15 protein-coding genes are annotated in these 13,289 nt (G+C 74.4%); 8 read left to right on the forward strand and 7 right to left on the reverse strand.

Going from position 1 to position 13,289, the window contains the following annotated elements:
- From ACFXPX_RS23065 to ACFXPX_RS23075, 3 genes are all read left to right on the forward strand, one after another.
- Complete coding sequence (locus tag ACFXPX_RS23065; protein ID WP_380643027.1) at positions 1-138, forward strand: DUF397 domain-containing protein; 138 nt, start codon at positions 1-3, stop codon at positions 136-138.
- A 61-nt stretch (positions 139-199) separates the two neighbouring features.
- Positions 200-424, forward strand: a complete 225-nt coding sequence (locus ACFXPX_RS23070) for a DUF397 domain-containing protein (protein WP_380642995.1) — start codon at positions 200-202, stop codon at positions 422-424.
- Between the two features lie 105 nt (positions 425-529).
- Positions 530-2,512 carry a serine/threonine-protein kinase gene (locus ACFXPX_RS23075; protein ID WP_380642997.1) on the forward strand — a complete coding sequence of 661 codons (1,983 nt, stop codon included), beginning with the start codon at positions 530-532 and terminating at the stop codon, positions 2,510-2,512.
- A 60-nt stretch (positions 2,513-2,572) separates the two neighbouring features.
- On the opposite strand, the gene ACFXPX_RS23080 is transcribed toward ACFXPX_RS23075, so the two are convergent.
- The 6 genes from ACFXPX_RS23080 to ACFXPX_RS23105 form a co-directional block, all read right to left on the reverse strand.
- On the reverse strand, positions 2,573-2,797 hold the full coding sequence (locus tag ACFXPX_RS23080) for a hypothetical protein (protein ID WP_375889877.1): 225 nt from the start codon (positions 2,795-2,797) through the stop codon (positions 2,573-2,575).
- A 77-nt stretch (positions 2,798-2,874) separates the two neighbouring features.
- Entirely contained in the window at positions 2,875-3,081 is a 207-nt protein-coding gene (locus ACFXPX_RS23085; RefSeq protein ID WP_375889879.1) for a cold-shock protein, read from the reverse strand.
- Between the two features lie 376 nt (positions 3,082-3,457).
- Positions 3,458-4,240, reverse strand: a complete 783-nt coding sequence (locus ACFXPX_RS23090; protein WP_380642999.1) for a hypothetical protein — start codon at positions 4,238-4,240, stop codon at positions 3,458-3,460.
- 42 nt (positions 4,241-4,282) lie between these two features.
- Positions 4,283-5,782 carry a PQQ-binding-like beta-propeller repeat protein gene (locus tag ACFXPX_RS23095; protein ID WP_380643001.1) on the reverse strand — a complete coding sequence of 500 codons (1,500 nt, stop codon included), beginning with the start codon at positions 5,780-5,782 and terminating at the stop codon, positions 4,283-4,285.
- 200 nt (positions 5,783-5,982) lie between these two features.
- Positions 5,983-6,789: a DUF6215 domain-containing protein gene (locus ACFXPX_RS23100; RefSeq protein ID WP_380643003.1), complete on the reverse strand. Its 807-nt coding sequence runs from the start codon at positions 6,787-6,789 to the stop codon at positions 5,983-5,985.
- A 63-nt stretch (positions 6,790-6,852) separates the two neighbouring features.
- The gene (locus ACFXPX_RS23105; protein WP_380593305.1) at positions 6,853-7,224 is read right to left on the reverse strand and encodes a hypothetical protein; all 372 of its coding nucleotides are present in this window, start codon (positions 7,222-7,224) and stop codon (positions 6,853-6,855) included.
- Between the two features lie 144 nt (positions 7,225-7,368).
- Between ACFXPX_RS23105 and ACFXPX_RS23110 the strand changes: the two genes are divergently transcribed.
- The 5 genes from ACFXPX_RS23110 to ACFXPX_RS23130 all read left to right on the forward strand — a co-directional run bounded on the left by ACFXPX_RS23110 (position 7,369) and on the right by ACFXPX_RS23130 (position 12,289).
- Positions 7,369-7,686: an ArsR/SmtB family transcription factor gene (locus tag ACFXPX_RS23110; RefSeq protein ID WP_375889894.1), complete on the forward strand. Its 318-nt coding sequence runs from the start codon at positions 7,369-7,371 to the stop codon at positions 7,684-7,686.
- A 91-nt stretch (positions 7,687-7,777) separates the two neighbouring features.
- A complete protein-coding gene (locus ACFXPX_RS23115) occupies positions 7,778-9,214 on the forward strand; it encodes a protein kinase (RefSeq protein WP_380643005.1) in 1,437 nt (478 codons plus the stop codon).
- A gap of 167 nt (positions 9,215-9,381) precedes the next feature.
- Positions 9,382-10,071 carry an alpha/beta hydrolase gene (locus ACFXPX_RS23120; protein ID WP_380524842.1) on the forward strand — a complete coding sequence of 230 codons (690 nt, stop codon included), beginning with the start codon at positions 9,382-9,384 and terminating at the stop codon, positions 10,069-10,071.
- Between the two features lie 198 nt (positions 10,072-10,269).
- Positions 10,270-10,905 carry a hypothetical protein gene (locus ACFXPX_RS23125; RefSeq protein ID WP_380643007.1) on the forward strand — a complete coding sequence of 212 codons (636 nt, stop codon included), beginning with the start codon at positions 10,270-10,272 and terminating at the stop codon, positions 10,903-10,905.
- Positions 10,906-11,083: 178 nt separating this feature from the next.
- Positions 11,084-12,289, forward strand: a complete 1,206-nt coding sequence (locus tag ACFXPX_RS23130) for a serine hydrolase domain-containing protein (RefSeq protein ID WP_380643009.1) — start codon at positions 11,084-11,086, stop codon at positions 12,287-12,289.
- A 41-nt stretch (positions 12,290-12,330) separates the two neighbouring features.
- Here ACFXPX_RS23130 and ACFXPX_RS23135 read toward each other — a convergent pair whose 3' ends face one another.
- Entirely contained in the window at positions 12,331-13,254 is a 924-nt protein-coding gene (locus ACFXPX_RS23135; RefSeq protein ID WP_380643011.1) for a helix-turn-helix domain-containing protein, read from the reverse strand.
- Positions 13,255-13,289 lie beyond the last annotated feature (35 nt).

The raw sequence follows: 13,289 nt of genomic DNA on the forward strand, positions 1-13,289 counted from the left end.
ATCGCCCGGTTCGACAACGGCGACGTCTGGCTCGGCGACGACAAGAACCCCGACCGCCCCCACCTCGCCTTCAACCACAGCGAGTGGACCGCCTTCATCCAGGCCATCGAAGCCCGCGACCCCCGCTTCACCGCCTAACTGCTCCTCCAGCCCGGCCCGTTCACCCACGGGCCGGGCCGCTGCCCAAAGGGGAGGTCTCATGCACGACCCCTACGCGCACGACCCTGCCGACGCCGAATGGGTCAAGTCCCCGTTCTCCGGGGACTCCAATGGCAACTGCGTGATCATCGCCCGGTTCGACAACGGCGACGTCTGGCTCGGCGACGACAAGAACCCCGACCGCCCCCACCTCGCCTTCAACCACAGCGAGTGGACCGCCTTCGTCCAAGCCATCGAGGCCCGCGACCCCCGCTTCACCGCCTAACTGCTGCCCCTGCCCAGCCCGTTCACCAACGGGCCGGGCAGGGGCGCGGGCCGGCTCCCCCGGTGCGGCTCGCCCGTCGATCAGGCATTGCCTACAGTGACCCGCATGTCTATCGGGGTGGGATACGTGGTCAGCGGCCGGTACCGGCTCGACCGGTTGATCGGGCGCGGCGGGATGGGCCGGGTGTGGGGTGGCCACGATGCCAACCTCGACCGGGTCGTCGCGCTCAAGGAGCTGATGCTCCCGGACGACCTCCCCCCTGAGGAGCGACGCGAGTTGGTGGAGCGGGCGATGCGCGAGGCGCGCGTCGCGGCCCGGTTGCGGCACGACGGGGTGATCACCGTCCACGACGTCATCACCGACGGCGGCATCCCGTGGATCGTCATGGAGCTGGTCCGCGGCTCTTCCCTCGGTGAGGAGGTCCGCGAACGCGGGGCCATGGACTGGCGCCGGGTCGCGGAACTCGGCGCCGCCATGGCCGACGCACTCGCCCACGCGCACGCCGCCGGCGTCGTGCACCGCGACTTGAAGCCGGAGAACGTCCTGCTCGCCGGCGACCGCGCCGTCATCGCCGACTTCGGGATCGCCCGGCTCCTGGACGCCACCACCCAACTCACCCGCACCGGCGTTGCGATCGGCACCCCGCACTACATGTCGCCCGAGCAACTGGAGGGCGTCGAGGCCGCGCCCGCCAGCGACATGTGGTCGCTGGGCGCGACGCTGTACACGATCGTCGAGGGCCGCCGCCCGTTCGACGCGACGACGCTGACGGCGCTGTACGTCTCGATCCTCACCCAGCAGCCCGCGCCGTTCAGGAACGCCGGGCCACTGGCCGATCTGCTGGGGACGCTGCTGAGCAAGGACCCGTCGCTGCGCCCGGACGCGCTCGCGACGGCCGACTCGCTGCGCCGCAGCCTCCGGAGCCCGCTGCCGGGCTACACCCCGACCGTGGTCGTACCGACGAGGGTCGACCACGTCCCGAGCCCGAACCCGAACCCGATTCCGTCTTCGCCTCCGCTTCCGCCTCCGCCGAACCACCCGCCGGTCCAGGGCCCGACCTCGTTGGCGGCCCTGCGGCCGCTGTTCACCTGCACGCCCGAACAGGTCGTCGAGCAGGCGTGGTTGCAGCCGGTCCGCGCCCAGGGCTCGCCCGCACTGGCGGTGTGCCTGCGCGGGCAGGCCCTGGGGCGGCTCTGGTCGTCGGTGGAGGTCCACGGCTTGATGAGGCTGTCGCCGGCCCTGCCGGTGCCCGGGCTGTTCGGCCCGGACGAAGGGGTGGTGCTGGCGGACGGGCCGGACACCGCGGCCCTGACCGTCCTGCAGCGGATGCCGGACCCGTCCTCCCAGGGGCCCCGGCAGGTCCTCGTCGAGGCCGATCTGCGGGGGCAGGCACCCGTCCTCGGCCGACCACTGGACGCACTGGACGCACCGGACGGGTCGCAGCCGTACACCACCGGCGCCGCCTTCCCCCACCAGGGCATACGGGCGATCGCCCTGGCCGGGCCGGGCGTACCACCCTTCGCCCTGACGGGACCGAACCGTCGCCTGCGCTTCGCGGGCGGCGCGCACCCCCGGCAGCTGCTGTCCGCCGCCGAGGGCATCGTGATCGGCTGGGGCGACGGCACGGGCCGGGCCCCGGCCGGTGCCGTCGCCTGGGACGGGTCGAACGGCCGGGTCCTGCACGCCTTCGGTGGCAGCCCGGTGGTGACCGGCCTCGCCCTCAGCACCTCGGGCACGCTGGCCTGCGTGTCCGGCCCGGACGCCGTCGCCGTCCACGAGACGGCCACCGGCACGGAACTCGGCCGCCTGCCGATCGCCACGGCCGGGGGCGAACAGTCCGGGGAACTGGCCCTGGTGTACGACTTCCTCCGGCGGGTCGTCGTGGTTCACGTCCTCGACGACGCCATCCGGGTCTGGGACCTGAACCAACGCCAGGTCGTCGCCGAACTGCCCGGGCTCGGCGAACGGGCCGTCGCCGCACGGGTGATGGCGTTCGGCGTCAAGCCCGCTCTGGTGGTCGCCACACCGCGACGGGTCGGCGTGCTGAACCTTCCCGGCCCGAGGTTCGGCACCACGAAACGGCCGTGAGCGCGAGAAGACGGCGCGAGAGGGCGGTGTCCGCTGCCCCGCACCGACTCCGGTGTGACCTCACCCCGGGGGTGACCAGTCCTGGTTCGCGCAGGTCAGCCACCGATCGGCGGCCGCGCGTGCCTGGTCCGCCTGTTCCGGGGTCACGACGCCCTCGGCGTCCGGCGCCCGGTCGAGGAGGTCCCGGACCATCCTCATCTGATCCGCGCTGACGGCCCAGCGCAGCCAGGTCGAGGAGCCGTCCTCGTGCCAGTCCATGATGTTCAGGGTGTGCCGAACGCTCATCATGTCCTCCCGCGTGTCGGCCCGGGCGGGCCCGGGCTCGCCTGGCTCCGGCCCCAGGGCGGGCCCGGGCCGACCCGTCACCCTGCGAGGCGGACGCGTTCGGCCTGCGGTCCCTTCTGGCCCTGGGTGATGTCGAACTCGACCCTCTGGCCTTCCACCAGTTCACGGAAGCCCTGGCTGTCGATGTTCGAGTAGTGCACGAACACGTCCGGACCACCGCCGTCCTGCTCGATGAATCCGAAGCCCTTCTCGGCGTTGAACCACTTGACTGTCCCAGTAGCCATAACCCCTCCTGGGAGAACGAGGCTGCGCTTCGCCAGGTCGGACGAAGCCGGTGCCGGAAGACTCGCCGACAAGAACCGACGTGGACACTCATTCGGCAAAGAGCGGCTACCCGGTTCCACCGTAGATCCCGCACCCAAGCCTGTCCTGCGGAGAGCCCGGAGGCCGGCCCGCACCGAGACACCGCACATGCCCGCCCCCCGACGGACCGCACCGCCGCCCGGCCCCGCGCTCCGCCCTGCGGAACAAGGGGGCCCGCAGAGTCCCCGCCCCCGCGGACCTCTCCCGCCCGACACGGCCCCCCGCCCCAGATCCTGCCGCGCTGCCGTACACCCAACTACCATCCCGGCCCGGCCCGTTCACCAACGGGCCGGGCCGCTACGGCTCACCCACCTGGCCGCTCGGGGCCAGGTCCCACACGCGCAGCATCCCGTCCTGGCTGCCGGAGATCACATGGGGGCGGCTGTCCAGCACCGCGGTCGCCATCGCCCGCACCTTGTCGGCATGGCCGACCACCGGCGCGCCGACCCGCCTGACCGTCGCCGGATCCCACACCTGGAGCGTCCAGTCCTCGCCTCCGCTGACGATGCGGGGGCGGCCTCCGATCGTCGTCGTGACCACCGACAGCACCCAGCCGTCGTGGCCGGTGAGCGGCTCGCCGACCTGCTCGCACGCGGTCAGGTCCCACACCCGCACCGTCTCGTCCCCGCCGCTGGTGACTGCGACGGGGCGGCCGTCGACCACCGCCGTCGCCACGGCCGCCACCGCGGCCGCGTGGCCGGTGAGCGGTTCGCCGACCTGCTCGCACGTGGTCAGGTCCCAGACCCGCGCGGTCCGGTCGCAACTGCCGGTGACCGCCACAGGGCGGCCGTCGACCACCGCCGTCGCCACCGCGCACACCTCGCCGGTGTGGGCGGCGAGGGGTGGGCAGATCTGCCGGCCGGTGGCCAGGTCCCAGACCCGCGCGGTCCGGTCGCAACTGCCGGTGACCGCCAGGGGACGGCCGTCGACCACCGCCGTCGCCACCGCCAGCAGCGGTTCGGTGTGGCCGGTCGCGATACGACGCTCGGAGCGGTCGGGCGGGGAGCCGGTGGCCCGCTCGACGCCCCACGGTACGGAGGATTCAGCACCCGGGCGGATGTTCCGCAGATCATCAGACATGACCGGCACAGTAGCCGCGCCCTCGGGTCGCGTCCGGCCCTCTCAGCCCATGCCGCGGACCGGCGGCTCGTCCCTGGTGCCGTCCTCGGCGACGACCGTGAACTCCTCCCGGCCGGCCGCCGAGAGGTCCACCGGGTAGAGCGAGGAGGTGTCGTTGACGTCCAGTTCGCGGCTCTGCCGGCCGGTCGCCGCGTCGATCCGGGCCAGCCGGTCGCGGGTCATCGCCCACACCGACGTCCCGTCGACCAGCACGCCCGTCACCTGGTCGTCCAGGGCCGCCGTCCACTGCTTGGTGCCGTCCGCGAGGGAGTACGCGACCAGCCGCCCGGTGGCGGTGCGGCTCGGGTGCGGACCGCCGCTGATGCTGACGTCGCCCTGCCGCTCCCCCGGCACGATGAACAGGTCCCCGACCACCACCGCGCCGAGCAGCGGCCGGGCGGTGAACTCGTCGAAGGCGTGGACGCCGCCCAGCATCACATCGAGGTCGTACTCGCCGCCGGAGACCGCGATCGACGCCCGCTGGCGACCAGTCCGGTCGAAGCTGAACACCGCGTGGGTGCCGCGCTCGGCCTGGGCGTCGACCCAGACCACGAGCGGGTCGACGGAGACCACCATGAAGTTCTTGAGCCCGCCCTCGGCCGGCATGGCAGCCCGCGTCCGCCCCTGCCCGTCCCCGGACGCCAGGGTGTGCACGACAGCCGTCCCGTCACCGCACTCCGCGGCCGTCACCACGTCCTGGTCCGCGCCCGCGACCTCGACCGGGGTGCACCCGGCGTCGGGCGCGCTGCGCCACAGCTCCCGGCCGTCGGTCAGCCGGACGGCGCGCCAGCCGTCGGTGCCCTGCAGCACGGCCTGGGCGCCCGCCACCGCGACGAGGTCGGAGTCCGCGGTGTCGCCGTCCCGGGCGGGTGCGTTCACGGTGGCGGTCCAGCCCTGCTTGCCGTCCGCGAGGTCCAGCGAGGTGACCGCCGCGCAGGGCTTGCCGTGCGGGGAGTGCCCGACCAGGCCGATGCCGCCCGCGCCGATCCCCCGGCTCATCGTGCACACGGAGTCGGAGCCGGGCGGCGTCCACTGCCAGGCGACCGCTCCCCCGCTGCTGCGGTAGGCGACCACCTGATCGGGGCGGACCCGCACCACCAGGCTGCCGCTGGTCCAGCTGCCGACCGCGCGGACCGTGGACGGGCGGTCCGCCGGGGCCCGCCAGGCGTCGTTGAGGCCGTCCCCGGCGAAGCCGAGGAAGATCGCCAGCCCCAGCACGGCGCCGACCGCCGCCGCGGGCAGCCCGCGCCTGGGGTGGATCAGCGCCCAGACGAAGCCGGCGCCGCAGGGCAGCAGGCCGAGGATGCTGACGGCGCCCAGGTAGCCCAGGCTGTCGCCGCCGAACCCGTTCGCGGGGCCGAACAGCACGGCCAGGCCCATGCTCGCGAACATGGCCCCCAGCACACCGCCGGTCAGTACCGCCCCGGTCTCCCGGTGCTCGGCGAACCTGGCTGCCCACCTCGTCCTTGCCCGGACGACGCTGTCCTCGGGCCGCTCGGCCATGCCCGTCTCTCCCCTGCGAAGCGCCGCCCCCGCAGTGGGACGTCGATCATCGGATCGTCGCAGAACGGGGCAAGATCCTGAACAAAGAGCAGGGAAAACCACGTCCTTCCCTGCACATGGGAGGCCCGGACCGGCGCGATCGTGACGAATCGCGCCCCACCGCCCCACCAGCCGCCCACACCTGCGGCGCTTACGACCGGTCAGCCCGCCGCCCAGCCCGGGAGGCCCGGCAGCACCGCCTCGGCGAGGCGGTAGAGGGCGGCGTCGTCGATCGGCAGCGAGTCCTTGCGCCAGGCACTCACCTCGAAGCTGCCGCCCGTCCCGTCCGGGTTCTTCGCGACGGCGAGCGCGTGGGCGGGGGCGCCGGTGCCCGCGGTGGACTTGCCGCCGCCGAGGGCGAAGGAGAACGTCATCGTGGGGGTGCGGTAGAACATCGCCTTGTGCCCGAGGACGGGTGCGCGCGGGTCCGCCGGCGGGTACAGCCGGGCGTAGTCGTCCACGTCGACGTACGCGCTGTCGGCGAGCTGGACGTAGAGCTCGCCGAACTGCACCTCCGCCGCACCGTAGGCGTCCTTGTCCAGGGCCGACCCGCCGCTCAGCGTCATCCCGGCCTGCGCCACCAGCACCCGCTCCTTCGGCACGCCCATCAGCACCGGCAGGTCGGGGCGGTTGAGCGCGGCGCACAGCGCCGGGTACCTGGCCGAGTCCGTCGGCTTCGCCGGACTGCACTTCGCCGGCGTGTTGCTCGGCCCGAAGCCCCGGCCGTCCCCGGTCAGGTACCAGAGGCCGGCGAACAGCGCCCCCACCAGGACGACCGCGAGGGCGACCTGCACGCCCACCCGCGGCGCCCGGCCGTCGGCTCCGGGGCCGGGGCCGGGGCCGGGGCCGACGCCGGGTTCTGCCTCCGCCTCAGACCCTGCCTCCGGCCCGGGTTCCGCCTCCGGCTCCGGCTCCGGCTCCGGCCCGGTGCTGCCGGCCTCCACGATTCCCCCACGATCACCAGTCACCGGCGGACCCTACCCCCGGAAACGCCCGTCCGCACCGGCAATTTCCCCGGCCCCGACGTCGCGTCAGTCCGCGAAGACCGGCCGGTCCTTCACGAACTCGACGTACTCGAACACCGCCCCGCCCGGGTGCCGGACGGTCGCGTTGCGGCCGGTCGGCACCTCGTTGGGGCCGTCCAGCAGTTCGCCCCCCAGGGTGGCCAGCAGCGGCCCGAGGCCGTCCAGGTCGTCGACCAGCAGCGTGCTCTGCACCCTGCGGAAGCGCGCCACCGCCTCCTCCGGGCCCGCGACGACCAGCAGACCGCCGATCCGCGCGACCTCCACCCCGGCGTACGGGAAGCGCAACCCCTCGCGCTCGCCGGTGAGTTCGCGCAGCGTGGGCAGGGCGGCCTCCAGGTCGTCCACGTAGACCCGGGCCAGAGTCTCCAGCACCTTCATCGTCACAACCTCCGGAGGATCCACTCGACCACCAAGATCAGTTCGGCTTTCCCGAACTGTCGAACTGAGATACTAGACAGCGCGCCGCCCCACCGCCAGGGCCGGCCGGAGCCACCGAGGAACCCGAGGAACCCGAGGACCCAGATGCGGACCCTGCCCCAGCCCCACCCCGAGGACTTCGACCTCGCCACCGTCCTGCACGCCCTCGGCGACCCGGTCCGGCTCGAACTCGTCCGCCGCCTCGCCGAGGAGGGCGAGACCACCTGCAGCCCCGAGGGGCTCACCGTCCCCAAGTCGACCCTCTCCAACCACTGGCGGATCCTGCGCGAGGCCGGCCTGGTCACCGTCCGCACCAGCGGCAAGGCCCGCCTGGTCACGCTCCGCCGCGACGCGCTCGACGCCCGCCTCCCCGGCCTGCTCGGCGCCGTCCTGGACGAGCTGACGCCCGCCCGCGCCGGGTGACGAACGCCCGTGCCCCCGGGGTAGGTTGAAACGGACCGGGGCACGGCCGCCGGAGCGGGGCACGGGCGCCGGAGCGCGGAAGGGGCGGGGGATGCAGCCGGGCGAGGTACTCGACGGGCGGTACGAACTGGTCGAGCAGATCGGCGAGGGCGCCTTCGGCGCGGTCTGGAAGGCCCGCGACGCGCGCATCCGACGCCTCGTCGCCGTCAAGGTGCTGCTCCCCGGTGCCACCGGTGGTGCCGGCTCCGGAAAGGACGCCGCCCGGTTCGCCCGGGAGGTGGCCACCGCCGGCGCGCTCAACCACCCGTCCATCGTCACCGTGCACGACTTCGGGCAGCACCGCACCGCCGACCGCCCGGTGTTCTTCCTGGTCATGGAGCTGCTCGACGGCGCCCCGCTCAGCCGCCACCTGGCCGCCGGGCCGCCACCGCTGCCCCTGGCCCTCGACTGGGCCGCCCAGATCGCCGGGGCACTGGCCACCGCGCACCGGGCCGGGGTCGTCCACCGGGACGTCAAACCGGCCAACGTGATGGTCCAGTCCGCCGGTGCGGTCAAGGTGGTCGACTTCGGCATCGCCCGCACCGGCACCGCCGACGACGGCGTCACCAGCACCAACGTGATCGTCGGCACCCCCGCCTACATGGCCCCCGAGCGCTTCGAGAACCGCGCCCTCGACGCCCGCTCCGACCTCTACGCCTTCGGCTGCCTGCTGCACGAAGTCCTCACCGGCCGCCCGCCGTTCAGCGGCACCCTGTACGAGCTGATCCGGATGCACGGCGAGGTCCCGCCGACCGCCCCCGGTGCCCTGCGGCCCGGACTGCCGGCCGAACTCGACGCCCTGGTGCTGGACCTGCTCGCCAAGGACCCGGCCCACCGACCGGCCGACGCCGGCGGCGTCGCCGAACGCCTGCGCCGGATCGCCGAACCGCCGCGGACCGCAGGGCACCGGCCCACCCTCCTGGACGCCCGCACCGCCGAACCGGACCCGTACGTCCTGGCCCGGCGCCAGGAGGCGGACGCCCTGCTCGACCGCGCCCGCACGGAAGTCGCCCGGCTCCGCGAGCAGTTCGAGGCCGAGGCCGCCTTCCTCCGCCGCCAGGCCGAGCAGGACATGGCCGAGATCCGGACCCTCACCGAGTCCGCGGCGCAGCAGATCATCGCCGACGCCCGGGCCCGCGGCGAGCAGCTCGAACGCGAATCCGCCGCCCGGGCCGCGGCCGGCCTCCAGCAGCGCGGCGGGACCGAACAGCGCGACGACCTGCTGAGCCGCCAGGCCGACAAGCTCCGCGGCGACGCCGAGCAGCTGCGGCACAGCGTGGACAACGCCCGACGGCAGGCCTCGGACTTCCTGGCCGACGCGGCGGCCAAGGTCGGGCTCGGCCCGGCCCCGGAGCCCCGGCAGCAGCCGATCGCCCCGCCCGCACAGCAGCGGCGGCGGCTCCCGAGCGTGCAGGAGCTGCTCGGGAACCGGTCCCGGGCGGCCGGGCGGAACGGGTCGGGGGCGGACCGCGAGCGGCCCGGCGAGTAGACCAACTCCCGCCCGTACCCGGGTGAGCGGCTGGACCCCGCGGGCGCTCCTCACGCACCGCGACCCGCCGCCGGAACCGTAGAATCCGGCTGTCCCCATCCGGACACCACCACCCCAGACCGTCACCCCCGACCGTCACCCCCGACCGTCCACCAGGAAGGACCGGCGTGTTCCGAGCGCAGCGCCCGCACACCGCACAGCTCACCCCGTGGGAGGGCGACGGACCGGTCTCCGGCGTCGCCCTGCTGCTGCCCGGCGGGTTCCTCCGGAGCAAGCGCGGACCACTGCGGATCGCCGAACTCGGCCTCCAGGGGCTCGCCACCGAACTCACCGACCGCGGCCGTCCGCACGGGTTGGCGGTGCACCTGCTGCACTACCGCTACAGCGGCTGGAACGGCGCCGACGCCGACACCGCGGTCGACACCCGCTGGGCGCTCGACGAACTCGACCGCCGCTACCCGGGCGTGCCGGTGCTGCTCATCGGCAACTCGCTCGGCGGGCGGGCCGCGTTCTGGTGCGCGGGGCACCCGAACGTCGTCGGGGTGGCCGGGCTCGCCCCCTGGCTGCCCACCGGCGACCGGGTCGACCAGCTCGCCGGGCGGCGGGTACTGATCGTGCACGGCACCGCCGACCACAGCGCGGCCAACGCCGCCCAGTCCCTGGAGTACGCGCTGCGCGCCCGGGAGGTCGCGCCCGACCTCGCGCGGTACGAGGTGCCCGGCGGGAGCCACTACCTGGTCCGGCAGAGCGCCGACATCAATGCGCTGATCACGGACTTCGCCCTCACGGTGCTGGGCGCCGAGGCCGCGCCGCTGGCGACGGGTGCGGTCTGCACCCGGCTGCCGGCCCGGGCGTAGCCGGGGGCGGGCTCCCAGGCCGTCCGGCGTCCGGCGTCCGGCCCGGCCTGGCCTGGCCCGGCCGATCGGCAGGGCCGGACGCCGAACCCGGTGGATCGGTTATGCCGATCGGCACATGTGGGGAGAGGGTCCCGGCGGCCAGTCTTGGAGTCACCGAGACGGCGGCCACCGGGGCCGCCGGAGAAGGGGGTCTCCACCGTGTTCCGCTTCGCCCGTACCTTCCGCAAGGTCTCCGCCCGGGCCGCCCTCGCGGCGCTCGCCCTCGTGGCGCTCACCGCACCGGCACCGGCGGGTGCGACCCCCTCCACCGCCCCTTCCACCGACCCCACCGCCACCCTCACCGCCCGGGTCAGTGGATCCGGCCGGATCCACTACGCCCCCCGCCCGGACGACGAGATCCGCTTCACGGTCGACGCCGTGGCCGCCCCCGGCAGCCGCCCACTCCCCGGCATCCCGCACGGTCTGCCCACCGACGCCCGGGGCACCGTCCACTTCTCCCACCGCGTGGTCGGGACCGGCGAAGTCCGCCAGGCCGACGCCGCGGTCGACTGCCTCGCCACCGGCGGCCCCGTCGCCACCCTGACGGCCGTGATCACCAAGTCCGACGCCATGCCGGTCGGGCAGCGAATAGGCCTGAGCATCTACGACGCCCCCGGCCACGGGCGGGACCGCCTCGGCTTCTCCTGGGGCGTGGGCAACGTGGACGTGGACAAGGACGGCAAGCCCTACCAGCCCGTCGTGGGCACCTGCATGGCGCTGGCCCCCTTCGCCCCCGTCACCAGCGGCGGCTTCACGGTCCACTCCGTCGAACTGCCCACCCCGTCCGGCCCCTGACCCGGCCCGAAGCAGCTGCCGCGCCGGTGGCCGCTGTCCTGGGCGGCCGTCTGCACCAGCGCGTACCGGACCCGCCCGCACGCCCCCGAGGCGAAAGGAACTGACCGACCGTCACCCCGCGTCCCCCTCCAAGGCTGCCACCGCAGAACCCGCCCGCCCCACCAGCCCCGGAGCACCCATGCCCATCGCCCAGCGCACCGCCCTCGCCCTCGGCGGCCTGCTCCTCGCCGCCACGCCAACGGCCGCCCTGGCCGACGACACCGCGCCCCGGGGCGGCCCCGACCGAGCCGCCCTCAACGCCGCCATAGCCACCCGACCAGGGGATCCCACCGCGGGTGCGCTCGCCCGGGTGACGGTCGACGGCCGGACCTGGCGCGGCACGGCCGACGACCGAGTGAGCGGGCAGCCGGTCGCCCCGAACGCCGCCTTCCGGATCGGCAGCATCAACAAGACCTTCGTCGCCGCCGTGGTGCTCCAGCTCGCCGCCGAGCAGCGGATCGACCTGGACGGCACCGTCCAGCAGTACCTGCCCGGGGTGCTGCCCGACGGGGCGAACGGCAGCCCGGTCTACCCGGCGGTCACCGTCCGCCAACTCCTCGACCACACCAGCGGGCTGCCGCAGGCCGTGGAGGGCCCGGCCGGAGTCAAGGACGGCGACAACGACGGCCTGATCGCCCAGCGCTTCGGGGTCGAGACCTTCGACGAGGTCGTCCAGCGCACCCTGCGGCCCACCGACCGGCCCTGGCCCGTACCGACCACGCCGGGCGCCGAGCAGGAGTACAACAACTTCAACTACCGCCTGGCCGGCCTGCTCATCGAACACGTGACGGGCCACCCGCTCCAGCAGGAGGTGACCACCCGCATCCTCGAACCCCTCCACCTGCGGCACACCGAACTGACCGGGGGCGCGCCGCAGATGCCCGAACCGCACCTGGCCGGATACCTCGACAGCAACGCCCGCGTCCCGACGGACGTCTCCGAGCAGGGCGGCAACTCCGAATCGATGGTCTCCACCCCGGCCGACCTGGACCGCTTCCTGCGCGCCCTGTTCGACGGCGAGCTCCTGCCCCCGCAGCAACGGCACGACCTGTTCGCCCTGCCGCACGACGCCTCCGGGCATCTGCTGCCCTACCGCGGCACCGGGGACTGCCAGTTGGGGCCGGACAAGGGCAAGGCCTGCTACAGCGCCGGGCTGCTGTCCCTCCCACTGTCGGACGGCACCGTGGTCTGGGGAAAGACCGGGCACGATCTCGGCTACTCCGGAGGCGTGTTCGCCACCGCGGACCTGCGCAAGCGCCTGGTCTACTCCGTCGGCTCCAGCGGTGGCACGCCGCCCCAGGCCCTGCGCCTGGCCGCCACTGTCTTCGGCCCCTTCGCCCGCTGACCTTCGTCAACGCGACCTTCATCAACGCTTCCCCCACCGGTTCAACGCCCGGCCGCAGCCTCGCGCCAGCGGCCGGGCGACTCCCCGGCGAGCCGTCGGAAGAAGGCGGCGAAGTTGGCGGCGTCGTCGAAGCCGACCCGCTCCGCGCACCGGGCCAGCGGCAGGTCCGTGTACGCCAACAGCCGCTCGGCCTCCAGCAGGATGCGCTCGTCCAGGAAGCGCTTCGCCCCGAGCCCACTGGCCGCACGGCTCGCCCGGGTCAAGGTCCGCACGGTGCAGCCGAGTTCGCGGGCGTAGTCGGCGACGTGGTGCCGCCGGGCGAAGCCCTCCTCGACCGCCGCACGGTACCGCCGGAAGACCTCCCGGTCGCCGGCCGCCGCTGACGGCCGCAGCGCCTCGGGCGGGCCCGCCCGGAGCAGCAGCGCCGCCAGCAGGTGCCCGAGCAACGCCCTGGAGAAGGGCTCCTCCCGGGCCACCGCAGCCGCGTGCTCCCGCGCCAGGTGCTCGACCCCGGCCAGCACCAACCCCCAGTCCTCCTGGTCCACCTGCCAGCAGGACGCCCCGAACGCGGCAACCCCGGCAGCCCTGGCCACCCCGGCAGCCCCGGCCACCCCAGCTGCCTCGGCTACCCCGACCGCTCCCGCCAGGACCTCCGGCTCGAACAGCACCAGCGGCCCGTCCACCCCGTCGACCTCCGCCCACCGGTGCACCACACCCGGGCGGATCCAGACCACGCTCCGCTCCCCCAGCGGGTGGTCGACGAAGTCCGCCACCTGCCGGCCACGGCCCGACCGCACCAGCGCCAGCACATGGAAGTCCGGCCGCTGCGGCCGCTCCCGGCGCCGGGCCCGGTCCATCCGGCGCAGTCGCTCGAAGCTCAGCACCTCCACCCCGAACCCCGCCGACCCGGCCTCCGGGCTGTACCGCACCTGCCGGATCCCGGGCACGTGTCCGCTTTCCACCATCACCGTGCACCTTTCGACCGGGCCTCAGGCCCACT

It is taken from the genome of Kitasatospora sp. NPDC059146 (assembly GCF_042786665.1).
In the GTDB taxonomy this organism is placed as follows: Bacteria; Actinomycetota; Actinomycetes; order Streptomycetales; family Streptomycetaceae; genus Kitasatospora.